This window comes from Buttiauxella ferragutiae (genome assembly GCF_022637515.1).
Lineage (GTDB): Bacteria > Pseudomonadota > Gammaproteobacteria > Enterobacterales > Enterobacteriaceae > Buttiauxella > Buttiauxella ferragutiae.
Window position 1 is genome coordinate 2,087,317 of record NZ_CP093332.1, and the last position, 16,502, is coordinate 2,103,818.

At 51.3% G+C, this 16,502-nt stretch carries 10 protein-coding genes and 1 tRNA gene; 4 read left to right on the forward strand and 7 right to left on the reverse strand.

Going from position 1 to position 16,502, the window contains the following annotated elements; genetic code table 11:
• Window positions 1-223: 223 nt before the first annotated feature.
• The 3 genes from deoD (at window position 224) to add (ending at window position 4,468) form a co-directional block, all read left to right on the forward strand.
• On the forward strand, window positions 224-943 hold the full coding sequence (gene deoD / locus MNO13_RS09650) for a purine-nucleoside phosphorylase (protein ID WP_232886752.1): 720 nt from the start codon (window positions 224-226) through the stop codon (window positions 941-943).
• A 164-nt stretch (window positions 944-1,107) separates the two neighbouring features.
• A complete protein-coding gene (gene tkt / locus MNO13_RS09655; protein ID WP_232886753.1) occupies window positions 1,108-3,108 on the forward strand; it encodes a transketolase in 2,001 nt (666 codons plus the stop codon).
• Between the two features lie 28 nt (window positions 3,109-3,136).
• On the forward strand, window positions 3,137-4,468 hold the full coding sequence (gene add / locus MNO13_RS09660; protein ID WP_241939895.1) for an adenosine deaminase: 1,332 nt from the start codon (window positions 3,137-3,139) through the stop codon (window positions 4,466-4,468).
• 203 nt (window positions 4,469-4,671) lie between these two features.
• On the opposite strand, the gene MNO13_RS09665 is transcribed toward add, so the two are convergent.
• The 4 genes from MNO13_RS09665 to MNO13_RS09680 all read right to left on the reverse strand — a co-directional run bounded on the left by MNO13_RS09665 (window position 4,672) and on the right by MNO13_RS09680 (window position 9,556).
• Window positions 4,672-5,937, reverse strand: a complete 1,266-nt coding sequence (locus MNO13_RS09665; RefSeq protein ID WP_232886755.1) for a tyrosine-type recombinase/integrase — start codon at window positions 5,935-5,937, stop codon at window positions 4,672-4,674.
• Window positions 5,938-6,098: 161 nt separating this feature from the next.
• Window positions 6,099-6,174, reverse strand: a tRNA-Asn gene (locus tag MNO13_RS09670).
• A 132-nt stretch (window positions 6,175-6,306) separates the two neighbouring features.
• On the reverse strand, window positions 6,307-8,085 hold the full coding sequence (locus MNO13_RS09675) for an aminopeptidase P family protein (RefSeq protein WP_241939896.1): 1,779 nt from the start codon (window positions 8,083-8,085) through the stop codon (window positions 6,307-6,309).
• 10 nt (window positions 8,086-8,095) lie between these two features.
• Entirely contained in the window at window positions 8,096-9,556 is a 1,461-nt protein-coding gene (locus tag MNO13_RS09680; protein WP_064545581.1) for an AMP nucleosidase, read from the reverse strand.
• Window positions 9,557-10,388: 832 nt separating this feature from the next.
• Here MNO13_RS09680 and MNO13_RS09685 point away from each other — a divergent pair.
• Window positions 10,389-11,375, forward strand: coding sequence for an IS110 family RNA-guided transposase (locus tag MNO13_RS09685; protein WP_121815380.1), 987 nt, complete (start codon window positions 10,389-10,391; stop codon window positions 11,373-11,375).
• A gap of 269 nt (window positions 11,376-11,644) precedes the next feature.
• Here MNO13_RS09685 and ttrA read toward each other — a convergent pair whose 3' ends face one another.
• From ttrA to ttrB, 3 genes are read right to left on the reverse strand one after another with little or no spacing between them, the layout of a single operon-like run.
• Window positions 11,645-14,716 (reverse strand): tetrathionate reductase subunit TtrA, encoded by a 3,072-nt coding sequence (gene ttrA, locus MNO13_RS09690; RefSeq protein WP_241939897.1) that lies wholly within the window; start codon window positions 14,714-14,716, stop codon window positions 11,645-11,647.
• The gene (gene ttrC, locus MNO13_RS09695) at window positions 14,709-15,731 is read right to left on the reverse strand and encodes a tetrathionate reductase subunit TtrC (RefSeq protein ID WP_241939898.1); all 1,023 of its coding nucleotides are present in this window, start codon (window positions 15,729-15,731) and stop codon (window positions 14,709-14,711) included. The genes ttrA and ttrC overlap by 8 nt, the downstream gene beginning before the upstream one ends.
• A complete protein-coding gene (gene ttrB, locus MNO13_RS09700; RefSeq protein ID WP_166642038.1) occupies window positions 15,732-16,466 on the reverse strand; it encodes a tetrathionate reductase subunit TtrB in 735 nt (244 codons plus the stop codon).
• Window positions 16,467-16,502 lie beyond the last annotated feature (36 nt).

Below are 16,502 nucleotides of genomic sequence, written 5' to 3' on the forward strand. Positions count from 1 at the left end.
TAAATTTATATTTGAATGTCACAAGGCATTGAATTGTTAACTCCTTGTTTTTATTTAAAAATGTTTTCCATGAATGGCATTTGATTTAATGTTGGAGTGCTTGTGCTACGGTTAAATATATTCTTGTCAGATAGGAGGTGGCGAGATATTGTTAGGTTTGCTACAGCGTGTATGGGATTTTTGGCATAACCCAGTAACGGTTTTTTAATTAGGATATATGATGATGAGTACTCCACATATTAATGCAGGAATAGGTGATTTCGCAGATGTTGTTCTGATGCCTGGAGATCCTCTGCGTGCAAAGTATATTGCAGAAACGTTTCTTGAGGACTTTCGTGAGGTAAATAATGTTCGCGGGATGTTGGGTTACACCGGTACATATAAAGGACGTAATATTTCCGTCATGGGCCACGGCATGGGGATCCCCTCCTGTTCTATTTACGCGAAAGAGTTGATCACCGATTTCGGAGTGAAGAAAATCATCCGTATCGGCTCCTGTGGTGCGGTGAGTACATATGTGAAATTACGCGATGTGGTTATCGGTATGGGGGCTTGCACTGATTCCAAAGTGAACCGTGTGCGTTTCAAAGACCATGACTTCGCTGCAATTGCTGACTTCGAAATGGTGCGACATGCGGTGGATGCTGCGAAAGTACTGGGTGTTGATGTCCGGGTGGGCAACATTTTCTCTGCGGACCTGTTCTACACACCAGACCCGCAAATGTTTGATGTGATGGAAAAATACGGCATCCTGGGCGTGGAAATGGAAGCTGCTGGTATTTATGGTGTTGCCGCAGAATTTGGGGCAAAAGCACTCACTATCTGCACTGTATCTGACCACATTCGTACCCACGAACAGGCCAGTCCTGAAGAACGTCAGACGACATTTAACGATATGATCAAGATTGCACTTGAGTCAGTGTTGCTCGGTGATATTGGATAGTTGTTTGCTGGATACGTTTAAAGCCACTTTTATATTTGAAGTGGCTCCCTGGCAAACACAATGCTAAATAGAAAAAATACTTTTAAATATCAAAATGTTGTCATGAATTCTGAGCAGGGTTCATCCGGGGGTTTTTCCTGCTTTTGTTTTTTTGAGGAGATTCAATGTACACCAGACAAATTCTTGCCAATGCTATTCGTGCACTCAGCATGGACGCAGTACAAAAAGCCAAATCCGGTCACCCGGGTGCCCCTATGGGTATGGCCGACATTGCCGAAGTCCTGTGGCGCGATTTCCTGAACCATAACCCGCAGAACCCTGCATGGGCTGACCGTGACCGCTTCGTGCTGTCTAACGGCCATGGTTCAATGCTGATTTACAGCTTGCTGCACCTCACAGGCTATGACCTGCCGATTGAAGAACTGAAAAACTTCCGTCAGCTGCATTCCAAAACTCCGGGTCACCCGGAAGTGGGTTACACCGCAGGCGTAGAAACCACCACGGGTCCACTGGGTCAGGGTGTGGCAAACGCAGTCGGTATGGCCATTGCTGAACGCACCATGGCAGCACAGTTCAACCGCCCTGGTCACGATATCGTTGACCACTTCACCTGGGCCTTTATGGGTGATGGCTGCATGATGGAAGGCATTTCCCACGAAGTTTGCTCGCTGGCGGGTACGCTGGGTCTGGGTAAACTGGTTGCCTTCTATGATGACAACGGTATCTCCATCGACGGCCACGTTGAAGGCTGGTTCACTGACGATACAGCCAAACGTTTCGAAGCTTACGGCTGGCATGTTGTGCGCGGCGTTGACGGTCACGATGCTGATGCAATCAAACGCGCTGTTGAAGAAGCCAAAGCGGTTACCGACAAACCTTCACTGCTGATGTGCAAAACCATCATCGGTTTCGGTTCACCAAACAAAGCCGGTACCCACGATTCCCACGGCGCACCTTTGGGTGACGCAGAAATCGCACTGACCCGTGAAGCACTGGGCTGGAAACACGCGCCATTCGAAATCCCGCAAGACATTTATGCTCAGTGGGATGCACGCGAAGCAGGCCAGGCGAAAGAAGCAGCATGGAACGAGAAGTTCGCTGCCTACGCTCGCGCCTTCCCGCAAGAAGCCGCAGAATTTATCCGTCGTATGAAAGGCGACATGCCTGCTGATTTCGCAGCTAAAGCGCAAGAGTTCATCAAGAACCTGCAAGCTAACCCTGCGAAAATTGCCAGCCGTAAAGCGTCCCAGAACACCATCGAAGCATTCGGTCACTTGTTGCCTGAATTCCTTGGCGGCTCTGCTGACCTTGCACCGTCTAACCTGACTATCTGGTCTGGTTCCAAAGCCATCAACGAAGACCTGGCCGGTAACTACATCCATTACGGTGTACGTGAATTCGGTATGACGGCGATTGCCAACGGTATCGCGCTGCACGGTGGTTTCCTGCCGTACACCTCTACCTTCCTGATGTTTGTTGAATATGCCCGTAACGCGGTGCGTATGGCAGCACTGATGAAGCAACGCCAGGTGATGGTTTACACCCACGACTCAATCGGTCTGGGTGAAGATGGCCCGACTCACCAGCCAGTGGAGCAGCTTGCTGCCCTGCGTGTGACGCCGAACATGAGCACATGGCGTCCATGTGACCAGGTTGAGTCTGCGGTGGCGTGGAAATACGCTGTAGAACGTCACGACGGCCCGACCGCGCTGATCTTCTCCCGTCAGAACCTGGCACAGCAGGATCGTACGGAACAGCAACTGGCGGATATCGCCCGTGGCGCATACGTTCTGAAAGACTGCGCAGGAACGCCTGAGCTTATCCTGATTGCCACCGGTTCTGAAGTTGAACTGGCGGTTGCAGCCTGGGATCAACTGACTGCTGAAGGCATCAAAGCGCGCGTGGTTTCCATGCCGTCTACCGATGCATTCGACAAACAGGATCCAGCGTACCGCGAAGCCGTGCTGCCAAAAGCAGTGAGCGCGCGTGTTGCTATCGAAGCCAGCATTGCTGACTACTGGTACAAATACGTTGGCCTGAACGGTGCGGTTGTGGGTATGACGACCTTTGGTGAGTCTGCTCCAGCTGAACTGCTGTTCGAAGAGTTTGGTTTCACTGTTAAAGCTGTGGTTAAGAAAGCAAGGGCTTTGATGCCAGTATTATAAATATGTAAGCGCAGGATATATTTTGGGGATGGTAACCGGTCTTGTTTATTTTACCCACTTCCTGCGCTTACATCTCTGTTTTTATCGAAATACCGGGCATAAGTGTATTGCCAAAAGTGTTTTTTCTAACAGTAATTTCAGTCCTGGTTTATACGATGCAATAGATATTTATCATGTTTATGTATTTTATGTTGATATTTTAATGAATACAGGTGAGGTGAAAGTTATGTCCTTAAACATAATCCCAAAAGTTGTTTTACATGAACATATTGAAGGGGCTATAACCCCAGATATCGCTTGCAAGCTCGCCAGAAAATATGGTGTGACTATTCCAGAGGACTACCTTGATCTGTCAGGAAGAAAAATTAATATTGATAATAGAGGTTTTTCTTCATTTATCAAAGTATATGATTTTTTCGCATCACTCATCCGTGATGAAGATGATTACTATATAGTCACAAAAGACTACCTCGAAAGAAATGCAAAGCTGGGGCTTATCTACTGTGAGTTAATATCTTCACCATTACATATGGCCCCAGGCAAAGAAAAATATTTTGATTGTAAACAGTACAAAGCTTGCCTGGATTCAATCAGAGCAGCAATCAATGAAGTTCATAACCAATATGGTTTGATCACTAAACTACACGTTGTGGCGATCAGGCATTTAGGTTTAATGCATATAGCCTCGGTTATAGATTTAGCTGACAATAATCAAGATGATCTGGTAGTTGGCCTGAACATTGCTGGTGATGAACGGGAAGGGAGTTTCCAGGAGATATCTGAGCTAACAAACAGGACCGTACTAATGAAATCGTTTCATGCGGGTGAAATATGTGGGCCAGAAAGCATTCATCAGGCTATAGAGGCTGGGGCGGTGCGTATTGGACATGGAATAAATGCCATTTATGATGATGTTCTCATTGACAGGCTTATATCCGAAAATATTTTACTTGAGATTTCAATAACCAGTAATCTTACATTGCTTAATGAATATCGGGATGATCCTTCTTTACATCCAGTGAAAAAACTTTATAACGCAGGAGTCAGAATAAATCTGAATACCGATGATGCAGGGATATTTGATACGGATATTGGCAAGGAATATAATATTGCCCGTGATATTTATGGGTTTAGTGATGCTGAATTGCTGGATATATCCCTTTGCGCACTGGAGGCCTCATTTATTGGTGATGACAAGAAATCCACTCTGTTAAATCGGATGTATTGTGATTTTGGAGAACAAGACATTCTTGAGCTAAAACTTAAAGCATACAGTCAGGATATCAGCCTGGCATTACAAGAAAGGCTGGTAAAACGTATAGCTGATATTGATACTTTGATGATCTCGTTAAAGAGTTAAACATGCATTGACTGAAGGATGGTTGAAAATTTTCAATCATCCTGTTGACTGCTATCACCTTTAATAAAAGCAGAAAACACTAATGATTTTTATCGGACATATAAAGCAATGCCATAAGCCAGAACAGGTATTGTTTTTTCACAGCAATACCATGAAGAATACAGCACCTGTAAAAACAGGTGCTGTATTTAAGCTATCGTCGATTACACCTGGTGGTGGTTAGCTCTGCTCCAGATATAGGGCGGGATATACTCTCTCTGGCACATATCCAGATAATCTGACCACCACTGCATCATCGTCTGGCGTGCGTGAAGATGCTCTGCTTTATGGATGTATGCAAGTCGTACACTGTTGCGTTCCTGATGACTCATCTGGCGCTCCACTGCATCCTGAGACCACAGGCCGGTTTCCATCAGAGCACTGCACGCCATTGCGCGGAAGCCGTGCCCGCAGATTTCAGATTTTGTATCGTAACCCATCAGACGCAGTGCCTTGTTGACCGTATTTTCGCACATTGGCTTATACGGGTTATGGTCGCCAGGGAACACCAGTTTCTGATGACCTGAAATATCTTTAATTTGTATCAGAATATCGATGGTCTGTCTGGACAAGGGCACAATATGCGGAGTACGCATTTTTGCCCCCCGCCCGGAATAGCGGACTCCGGGAAGGATTTCTCGGGTAGCGGGAAGGGTCCAGATATTGTTTCGAAAATCAATCTCATCCCAGCGGGCAAAACGCAGTTCACTGGAGCGGATAAACAGGTGCAGGGTAAGTAATACCGCCAGCCGGGTTAATTCCCGTCCCTTCTGGTAGCCATTAATGCGAGTCAGTAATTCAGGGAGGCGTTCCAGAGGCAGGGCGGGATAGTGGTTTTTCACGGGCGGGGCGGTCACACCGTCCAGATTCGCCGCTGGGTTGTTTTCGATTAACCCCTGGTGTACGGCATAGCGCATGATATTACACAGGTGTTGCCGTGTGCGGGATGCGACCTCCAGCAGACCTTTTTCTCCGATACCTTTCAGAAGCGCGATGAAATGGGGGGTTTTCAGTTCCGTCACTGGCAGATGACCTATCACCGGGAAAATATGGTTATTCATGCTGGCAAGCAGGCGGTCTGCGGTATTCTGCGACCATTTTATATTGCTCTTATGCCACTCAAGTGCCACATACTTAAAGACCTTTTCCGGTGAGCGGGCTGCTTTTTCGGCGAGACGTTGTTGGGCGGGGTTGATGTTCTGCGCGAGCAGCTTGCGGATACCATCACGCTGTTGCCGTGCACCAGACAGGGATACATCGGGGTAAGCACCTAAACTTAGACGGGATTCTTTTTTGTTGATGCGATATTTGAGATACCAGAGACGTGAACCGCCTGGATTGACCAAAAGGTACAGGCCGTGTGAATCGGAGACTTTAAAGGATTTATCAGAAGGCTTAAGACTGCGGATTTTCGTGTCGTTGAGAGACATATGGGGGTCACTCCATTATCGAACCAATCTGACCCCAAATCTGACCACCAATTTCTCCCGATGCAGAGGGAAAACTGAAAACGCATCGGGAAGATTTTTCACGTTAACTTATTGAATCTTAATTAGATAGGGATTCGCAAAGAGGCATGAAAACAAAAAATTGGCTCCTCTGACTGGACTCGAACCAGTGACATACGGATTAACAGTCCGCCGTTCTACCGACTGAACTACAGAGGAATCGGTTAACGGGGCGCATAGTAACGAGCGGCCGCAGGGTTGTCAAAGGCTGTTTAGATGAAACATGATTGATTGCTGGTTTAATCAGCAAAAAGAAGAAAAGAGCCGCAAAAACACGGCTCTTTGGCGTTTTTACAGGCGTTGCGTTCTGACTGGCGCAGTGGCTTCAATCAACCATGGTCGCGCTTCGCCAGAAACCAGTGGCGATAATGTTTCGCGTACTTGCTGATGGTACTCATCAAGCCAGGCAATCTCTTGCTCGTTCAGCAGTGACAAGTCAACCGCGCTTAAATCTATTGGGATAAGCGTTAGCGAGGCGAACTGACAGAAACCCGGACGTGAAGCGATGACTTCAACCTGGTTCTCAATGCGAATGCCATGACTTCCTGCGAGGTAATATCCCGGTTCGATGGTCAGAACATTACCCGGCAACATTGGCCATGGGTTCACTTTCTTCGCCATACGATGCGGGTTTTCGTGAATCAGCATGCAGTGGCCGACACCGTGACCGGTACCGTGGTCATAATCCAGACCCAGTTCCCACAATGGACGACGTGCAAACGCATCGATTTGGTGCCCCTGGGTGCCTTGCGGGAATTGCAGTGTAATCAGCGACAGAAACCCTTTTAACACCGCGGTGTAATGCAGGCGGCGTTGAGCGTCCAGTTGCCCAAAGTTCATGGTCCGCGTGGCATCCGTGGTGCCGTTGTAATACTGGCCGCCGGAATCGTTGAGATAAAACTCTTTACTGGTGATCGCAAAGTTGGTTTCCGGCGCGCTGTGGTAGTGGCACATTGCCGCGTTACTCGCAGACGCGGAAATAGTGCCAAAACTTTGCTCCCAGAAGTTGTTACATTCCTGACGGAAAGCGAGTTGCTTTTCCTGGGCTTCAAGTTCGGTAATCGGCTTACCTGCCGCTTCACGCAACGGGACTTCATGGCTCAGCCAGGCGAGGAAATTCACCCATGCTGCGCCATCTTGCACGTGGCTTGCACGGAAGCCCTCCAGCTCAGTGCTGTTTTTGTTCGCTTTCATCAGCGTAACAGGATCCGCCTGCCACTTGATTTCCCCGCCACCTTGTTCAACCGCAAAGCGCACGGCAACCCCGGCATTGTCACCATCGAGCAAGAAGCGTTTTCCCGCCGCAAGCTGCGCACAACGCGCGAGAAACGCATCAGCAGGGTGGGTCTTAAGCGAGCCGAGCAAGGTGTTATCAAGCTTTGGCAGTTTGGCTTCATCAACAAACCATTCCACGTCACCGTCGTTTTTGACCAAAGCAAAAGAGAGGGGGACTGGGCTCATGGAAATATCGGAACCGCGAACATTAAGCAGCCAGGCGATGTTGTCTGGCAAAGTCAGGGCCAGATAGTCCACGCCCTCATGCTTCAAGGCTTCTGCAACGCGCGCGCGTTTTGATGCGGTGGATTCACCGCTAATTTCATCCGGCATGTGGTGAATAACCCCGCGAGGTGCCGCCGGGCGATTTGTCCAGATGTCGTTAATCGGATCATCATTGACGGCAACCAGATCACAACCGCTGGTACGCAGTTGTTCATATTGGCTGTTCACGAACAGCATCGGCTCAAACGCGATGCGTTTACCAGCAGGCAGATTCTCGTGTATCCAGAGGTGGATTGGTTCGTCATGCAGGTGATGAATTTCAAACTCGCTGAGGTTAACTTGCTGACGCGCCTGAACCTGGTAGCGCCCGTCAACAAACAGTAGCGCGCGGTCGGCTAAAATCAGAGCCAGGCCCGCTGAACCATCAAAACCACTGATAAATTCAAGCTTGGTGTCATAGGGGGCACAGTACTCACTTTGATGCGCATCGGCTCGAGGGATAAGCATGCCATCAAGTTCACGTTCTTTTAGCAGGCTGCGTAACGCAGCCAGAGGTGATGTGGGTTGCATTATTTTTCTCTTATCGGAAAGGTGGCTCATTAAATGTTCTTAATTTGCGCGAGTGCAGGCGTTCACCTTCAGCTCGCAGCAGGTCAATGGCGCAGATGCCAATTTGCAAATGCTCCGAAATCGCCCCTTCATAGAAGCGGTTTGCCTGACCGGGCAGCTTTATTTCACCGTGCAGCGGTTTATCGGATACGCACAGCAAAGTGCCATATGGCACGCGGAAGCGATAACCTTGCGCGGCGATGGTGGCACTTTCCATATCAATTGCTACCGCGCGGCTCAGGTTGAAACGCAGGGCTGAAGCCGAATAACGCAGTTCCCAGTTACGATCGTCAGTTGTGACGACAGTTCCGGTACGCAAGCGCTGTTTAACTTCCTCGCCCGGCATGCCACTGACCAGTTTAGTCGCGTCGTACAAAGCGCGCTGAACTTCGGCGATACTTGGAATCGGAATGTCCGGCGGCAGCACGGCATCCAGCACATGATCGTCGCGCAGATAAGCGTGAGCCAGCACATAGTCGCCAATCGACTGGCTTTCACGCAGGCCGCCGCAGTGGCCAATCATCAGCCAGGCCGCCGGGCGTAATACCGCCAGATGGTCACAAATATTTTTGGCATTCGATGGCCCAACGCCAATGTTAATCAGCGTTATGCCGGTGCCGTTGGCATCAATCAAATGCCAGGCTGGCATTTGGTGTTTTTTCCAGGCGAGATCGGAAATGGCTTCTTCAGGAGCCTGGCTATCGGCGGTTAACCACACGCCACCGGCACAAGACAGCGCAACATAAGGACTTTCCGGGTCAAGAATTTGCTGGCAGCCCCAGCGTACAAACTCATCGACATAACGGGTGTAGTTGGTAAACAACACGAAGGGCTGGAAGTGCTCAACCGGCGTACCGGTGTAATGGCGCAGGCGGGCGAGCGAGAAATCAACACGACGCGCGTCAAAATGCGAAAGCGGGTAGTACTCAGTCGGGTGGAACAGGCCATCCGCTGTTTCATCGCCAATTTGTGCCAATTCAGTGGTTGGGAAATGGCGTGGTAAACCGGCACTCATCGAACGGTCGAGCGACAAACTCGAACCATCAATCACATACGGATACGGGATTTCATGCAGCGATAAACCGACTTCAATCTGCGCACCATAATCTTCATAAAGTAGTGTTAATTGTTCGGCGAGATAATGGCGAAACAGTGCAGGGCGGGTAACGGTGGTGGTATAGCTGCCGGAATGAGTGAAGCGAGCATAGGCGCGTGTTTTGTTGGGGTGTTTGATGGTGCCATCCCAACTGACGCGTAACTCCGGGTAGACAAATAATCCTGCGGCACGCTTTTGTATTTCGGGTAAGGTGCCGTTTTCAACGTACTGGGCAATGGCGTCACGCAATGCGTTGACCGAAGCATCGTACAGCTCCTCTAATTTATCGAGGGCCTGGTTCGGGGTAAGGGCAGTGTCGGCTGTCTGATGCGTCATCTTATCTCCTTATCCTGCAGATTTACGCAGGGCTGTTTCGATAGTATGTCATCGGAGGGAGAGAACGGAAGGGGCCGGCGGAGCCTGTAAAGCAAAAAGCCTGCTTAAATTAGCAGGCTTCAGATTGCTGACAAAGGGTGATAAATGTGTTTTGTAGGGTGGATAAGCGTTAGCGTCATCCACCATTTACGCCGTTGTGTCGGATGACGCTGCGCTTATCTGACCTATGAGGTTTCATAAGGATTTGTTTTTGTAGGGTGGATAAGCGTTAGCGTCATCCACCATTTACGCCCGTTGTGTCGGATGACGCTGCGCTTATCCGACCTACGAGGTTTCATAAGGATTTGTTTTTGTAGGGTGGATAAGCGTTAGCGTCATCCACCATTTACGCCGTTGTGTCGGATGACGCTGCGCTTATCCGACCTACGAGGTTTCATAAGGATTTGTTTTTGTAGGGTGGATAAGCGTTAGCGTCATCCACCATTTACGCCGTTGTGTCGGATGACGCTGCGCTTATCTGACCTACGAGGTTTCATAAGGATTTGTTTTTGTAGGGTGGATAAGCGCTAGCGTCATCCACCATTTTACGCCAGTGGTGTCGGATGACGCTGCGCTTATCCGACCTTGTATCTTGAACCGGTAGCTGGTTAGCTACCGGTTACATGAAACGGAGGAAGCTTGTATCCGACCTGAAGACCTCGATCTTCCGACGTAGCTTAAGCCCTCCGTTTCACCTTTCACGCCACTCAAAATCCGAACGGTAACCAGAAGCTCTGACTTCGCATGTACAAGGCTGGAATGGCGTGTTGGTTCACGTGGAAGGAGATGAAATATGGCTTTTCTCGGTGCTGATATCAGCAAAAATAAAATAGATGTCTGTCTGCTTGTTGCCGGTATTAAGGGTAAGAAAAAGCAGAAAGTCTTCACCAATGAACCCTGTGTGGCCCGCAAAATCATCGACTGGCTGGAGGCCCAAAAATGCGCCTCTGATAATATGACAGTCGTGATGGAAGCCACGGGTATCTACCATGAGAATCTGGCGTATGGGCTTCATGATGCGGGGATTTCTGTCTGCATGGCCAATCCATACCGTGTCCGTGAGTTTGCCTGCGGAATGGATATCCTCACGAAAAATGACACAGTGGACGCATTTGTGCTGGCCTGTTATGGCGAGCTGAAGCATCCCGATGCCTGGGTCCCACCGTCAGTTGAAGTCCGTAAACTCAGGGCGTTGTTGCGTCAGCGCGACGCGCTGAAAGAGGATGTGCAGAGGACGGCCAACCGGCTTGAAAAAGCGCATTCAACCTCGACACCACGGGAGGTCATAGCCTCACTGGAGCGGACACACGGCTGGCTGAGTGATGAACTGGAACGGATAGAAAAGCTCATTACTGACCACACAGATAACGACCCGGGACTGAAGGCCGATCTGGAGCTGCTGAAATCGATAAAATGTGTGAAGGAGCAGGTGGGACGGGAGATGCTGGCACTACTGAAAGACGGGACGTTCAAAAGTGCCTCGCAGGTGGCAGCGTATCTGGGAATAACACCGGTGGAGAGAGTGTCCGGCAGTTCGGTACGCGGGCGGGCACATATGTCAAAAACAGGCCCCTCAATAGTCAGAGCCAAACTGTATGTAGCAGCCCTGAGTGCAATCCGGTGGAATAAACCCGCGAAGGCGATATATGAAAGGCTGGTAGCGAAAGGTAAGGCGAAAAAAGCGGCCCTGGGTGCAGTGATGCGTAAGCTGGTGCATATGTGCTTCGGCGTACTGAAAACCCGATTACCATGGGATGAAAATTATGCAGCTACCGCTTGACGTCCAAGACGGTAGCTACGAGGTTTCAGAAGGATTTGTTTTTGTAGGGTGGATAAGCGCTAGCGTCATCCACCATTTACGCCAGTGGTGTCGGATGACGCTGCGCTTATCCGACCTACGAGGTTTCATAAGGATTTGTTTTTGTAGGGTGGATAAGCGCTAGCGTCATCCACCATTTACGCCGTTGTGTCGGATGACGCTGCGCTTATCTGACCTATGAATAAGTTTGTCATCAGTCTCAAGCCTGCTTAAATTAGCAGGCTTTTGAATTACACCCGTTCGATTTTTGCCGGAAGCCCCTGTCTGACTGACGCTCCGGAAACCCAGTCCAGCCAGGTATTGGCGACCTTACGCGTTGGGTCAGCAAACCCTAAATCATTCAGGTTAACTCCCGCTTTTATCTGCGTATCCACCGCCATAGCTTCTCCGTCGAGATAATGTTGCGCGGCACCCATTTCCCGGTGCCCGTAACCGTGCTCAATGGTGATGACGCCAGGCATCACGCCGTGGAGCAAACTGATTTGTGCCTCAACGTGCCCGCCAGGTGTGGTGATGCGCGCAGTATCACCGTGGGTCAAACCGTAACGTTTACCGTCCTCAGGATTCAGCGCCACCAGGTTAGTGGGTTTGAGATGATGTAAGCGCGGGATCACCGTAGAGGCGCTGGCCATGGTATTAGATTTAAAAGAAATGAGCTTCAGTGGCCACTGCTGCACTGGGAATATGTCGTCAACTGAACGCCCGTCAGACAACCGTGAAGGATACCAGGCCGGACAGCCGCTGTAGCGTTCACCGGTTATCGCATGGCGATGTGCAGCAACATCGGCATTCCAGATTTGCAGCGGTTTTTGCCAGACATTGCCCACACTGTTGTCGGCGCGCCCGCTGCTGTCCGGCGCAAAACGCCCGCCACGGGAATAGATGAACGCCACACGCTCCACTTCGTCCGGTTTTAGCGTCTGCTGAATCACTGGCAGAATTCGTCGCACGCCGCTTAACGTCACATCTTGATGATTCGCTGGCGTGACGGGCGCTTTGCCCATATATGCGATATTGGCGGCAATGCGCAGATAGTAATCTTCCGCGCGATTGAGCGGGTAGCTGTTGCCTTGCAGATCGGTAATCGCATGGTCGCCAAAACCAGGCAGTTGCAGGCGCTTCGCTACGGCGATGCAGAAGGCTTCCATTGACACCGGTTGCCCGTCTGCGGTCTGGCTTGTTGCTGAAGCAACGATCGGCCAGCGGGCGGTGGTGGCTTTACTGGCAACCCCTGCCCACGGCGCACTAAATCCCCAGCTTTCGAAGTTATGGGTGTCCGGAACGATGTAGTCTGCCAGGGCAGTAGTTTCATTCATAAAGGCGTCAATGGCGATAAACAGCGGCAGGCGTTTAGGGTCTTTGAGCTTATCTTCCGCCACGGCCCGCAACCCAGGAATGCCGTAGAACGGATTGGTCATATTGGAGATCCACGCTTTCAGTGGATAAGGGTAACCCTCCAGTGCGGAGGTAAGTAGTTCAGTCAGTTGCCCTGCCACAAACGGATACCACGGTGCTTTGGCAGGGAAGGGGGAAACCCCTGCGGCCACTTTATTGCGATACTCTTCTGAAGACTCATACGCCGTTTTGCTGCGCGCGATACTCAACCCTTGCGGTTTGACCTTACCTGGGAAGCTGTCCATGTTATAGCGCGGGCCATCGGTCGCACCGTTGAACTTCCCGCCGCCGACAAACACACCGCCTTCCAGACTAAGATTGCCGATCAGCGCGTTGAGCATCATGACCGCCCAGGCGTTGTAAAACCCGTTGCCTGCCATCATCCCGCCGTGGGCGATCACGGCGGCTTTGCGCCCGTGCTGGGTGAAAGCCTCCGCCAGCGCAGCAATTTTCCCCTCCGGCACGCCACACTGCTGGCTGTATTGCGTAAGCGTCAGTTTATTGGCCGACTCTTTTAGCAACTGGAAGCCACTTTTCACGGTGACGGCTTGGCCGTCCGCCAGCGTGACCAACTGTGAGACAAACAATTGTGCGCGCTGGCAACGGCTGGCAGAAACCATCTGCTGGTTTTCGTTCATCACCACCGGTTCGTTTGCGCCATCCTCACTCAGATGCGCCAGCGTCAAATGCTGACCGGCAAGTTGCGGCAGTTCATCGCTGATCACCAGATGCGAGGCGTTGGTCCAGCTTTTTTCGCCGGCTTGCTGCATCGCTTGTGCGTCGGGGATGGCCAGATAGTCGGCGTTATAACGTTGTTTTTCGATAATCCAGCGAATCATGCCCATCGCCAACGCCGAATCACTGCCAGGAATAACCGGCAGCCAGTGGCCGCGATCGTCAGCCAGAACCGTGGTTAACGGCAGCGCCGGAGCAACCACAACATACTGAAAATTATCGCGCAGACGGGCGCTGGAGAGTTGCCGGGCCTGGCGCTTAAATGGGTTGCCGGATTGTGCGGGAGATGTGCCGATAAACAGCGCGAATTCAACGTGATCCCAGTCAGGTTTAACATGCGAGTTCTTTTCAAGATCGCCCATCAGTGCACCGGAGCCTGCCCGGTAGGCAAGGCCGCAATAGGCACCGTGTGCACCGAAGTTTTTGCTGCCGAAACTGTTGAGCGCAAAACGGCGCAGGAAGGTATCGCGCCCGTCATCACTGGTATTGGTGACCAGTAACTGGTTGGTCTTCGGGCCAAACCCTGGATGCGCCGGGTCGATAAGCGTCGTTGGTGCATAAAGGGCGCGCAGACCTTCTACATTCCCCTCGCCAAACAGGTCGCCACCTTCCACGACTTCTTCAATAAGTTGTTCAAAACTGACGCGTTGCCATTTCCCCTCGCCACGTTTACCGACGCGTTTCATCGGTTCCAGAATCCGCAGCGGGCTGTACAGGCCTTCCATCAAGGTCGCGCCACGTGCGCAAGCGGTGGAGCGGGAATCGAGGCCGCTTTCTCCGGCAAGTTGCGCCATCGCTTCTGCAAACGGCACGGCGGAATTGATGTGATGTTCATGGGATAACGGGTGATAAGGGTTACCGGCAATGCGCAGCACTTTCTCCTTTTCGCAATCGACCCTCACCCGCACGCCGCACTGCGTCCAGCAGCCAAAACACTGCGTCATGGAGATCACCTGTTGCGGGTTTTGTTGCCATTGCGGTTGCGCGTGAGCGTGAGCCTCGGGAATGAGCGCATTTGCGAAGATGCGGTCGCGGGTTATCTTGCCGGAGGTTCCGTTTTGCAAGCCGTCAATCGCCCGCTTTGCGACATCCCGGTAACTCAGCCCAAAGGTTACCATTCCGCCCACGGCAAGGCCGACTTTAAGCCACTGACGACGGGTTAAATTAGCCATGTTGTATTCTCCTTGCGAATCCGTTCACGGTTTCACGGATAATAATGAGCAGCGCTATCCACAAACCAAAGGTACCGAGGATGGCAAGCCAGCCATCAGTCCCCGCGGGCAGGGTGTAAGGGTTAAATTGAGCGTTGAATTTCGGCACAGTTTGCACCTGAATCAGTAAGGTCCAGCGCATTAGCCAGCACAACGCCATGGCGCTTAACGCCTGCAAAATGCGTAACGGCATCGTTAGCGGCTGGAATAACGCCACACCACCAAGACCCAGCGAGATAAACCAAAGTACAGCCCAACCAGCTGCGTAGTGCCTGGCCGATGCAGACACCGTAAGCCAGTCGCGAATAGCTACGCCGGAGAGCGTGTCGCCGTTGACCCAAAACACCACGACGAAGGCAAGTCCACCTAAAGTCCAGAGCTGCCACAGAGCCAGTTTGCGCTGTAACGCCGGTTCACCGCGCAGCGACAGGATAAGCAGCGCGAAAAATGTATGAAAAGCACTGAGAAACATAGCCACCGGAAATGTATAGCTAAACCAGATGGGGCGCGCCTGTACGATAGAGACTTCACGTCCGGTATACAGCAGCAATCCTGCTGCGGTCAGTGCACTTGCCAGTGCCAGCCATTTGGTCGCCCGGTAGCTTTTTTTGGTAAAGCGTTTGAGCTGCAACGCCAGAAACCATAAGCCTAAAAAAGCGGTGAACAGCGGCAAAAATAGTGCGCCCCATGGCATCCACGACCACGGCGTTGGATAAGCGTAGAAATGCCAGAAGCGGGCGGTTTGATGCAGATCCGCCGTAAGTGCCAGAGGCGCGGTGATGGCACAGGTTAAGGCAATCAGCAGCGTCAGGTTTTCCAGTTTTGCCGAATCGCTTTTACGCCAGTGAAGCACGCAGGCAAACAGAGCGGCACAGGCGGCAATGCCGATGAAAAAGAAGTACTGCACCGCCCAGGGAAGCCAGCTAATTTCCTGCGGCCGGGTAAGTACTTCTTCGACTAACAGAGAATGGGTCATTTAAACCTCCTGCCAGAGTGCGGGCTGAGCGCGCCCCATCAACGGGGTGGTGAACGTCTCGTCCAGACCTAAATAGAAAACATGGGGTTGGGTGCCGTTCTCCGGTTTCAATACTTTGATGGCTGCGTGGTGGGCGTGGAGCATCTGCGCGATGCGGCTATTTGGGTCTTGCAGGTCGCCGATAATACGTGCGCCACCAACGCAAGACTCCACACAGGCGGGGAGCAATCCGACCTCCAGTCTGTGGACGCAGAAGGTGCATTTATCGGCAGTTTGGGTTTCGTGATTGATAAAGCGTGCGTCATAGGGGCAAGCCTGAACGCAATAAGCGCAACCGACGCACCGTGTGTTGTCGACCACGACAATGCCGTCTTCCCGCTGGAATGTGGCCTGAACCGGGCAAACCGGCACGCAGGGAGGGTTATCGCAATGGTTACACAGGCGAGGAAGCAGCACGTTGGTGACGCTCTCCTCGCCTTCAACTTGCACCTGATATTGGTTTACATGGGTGCGAAATTCACCCTGTGGGGTCTGGTTTTCGATAGCGCAACTCACTGTGCAGGCCTGGCAACCAATACAGCGGCGCAAGTCGATAAGCATGGCATAACGGTGGCGTGCGGAACCTTCACGTCGCTCAGGAGAGAAGGGGAATTTTGCCTGAGCCAGTGGCACTAAAGAGGCTCCTGCACTCAGGATGCCCAGTTGCTGGAGAAACTGCCGTTTACTGCTGTCCATATTTTCTCCCGTCATGATGCAACAACAAAACATTGG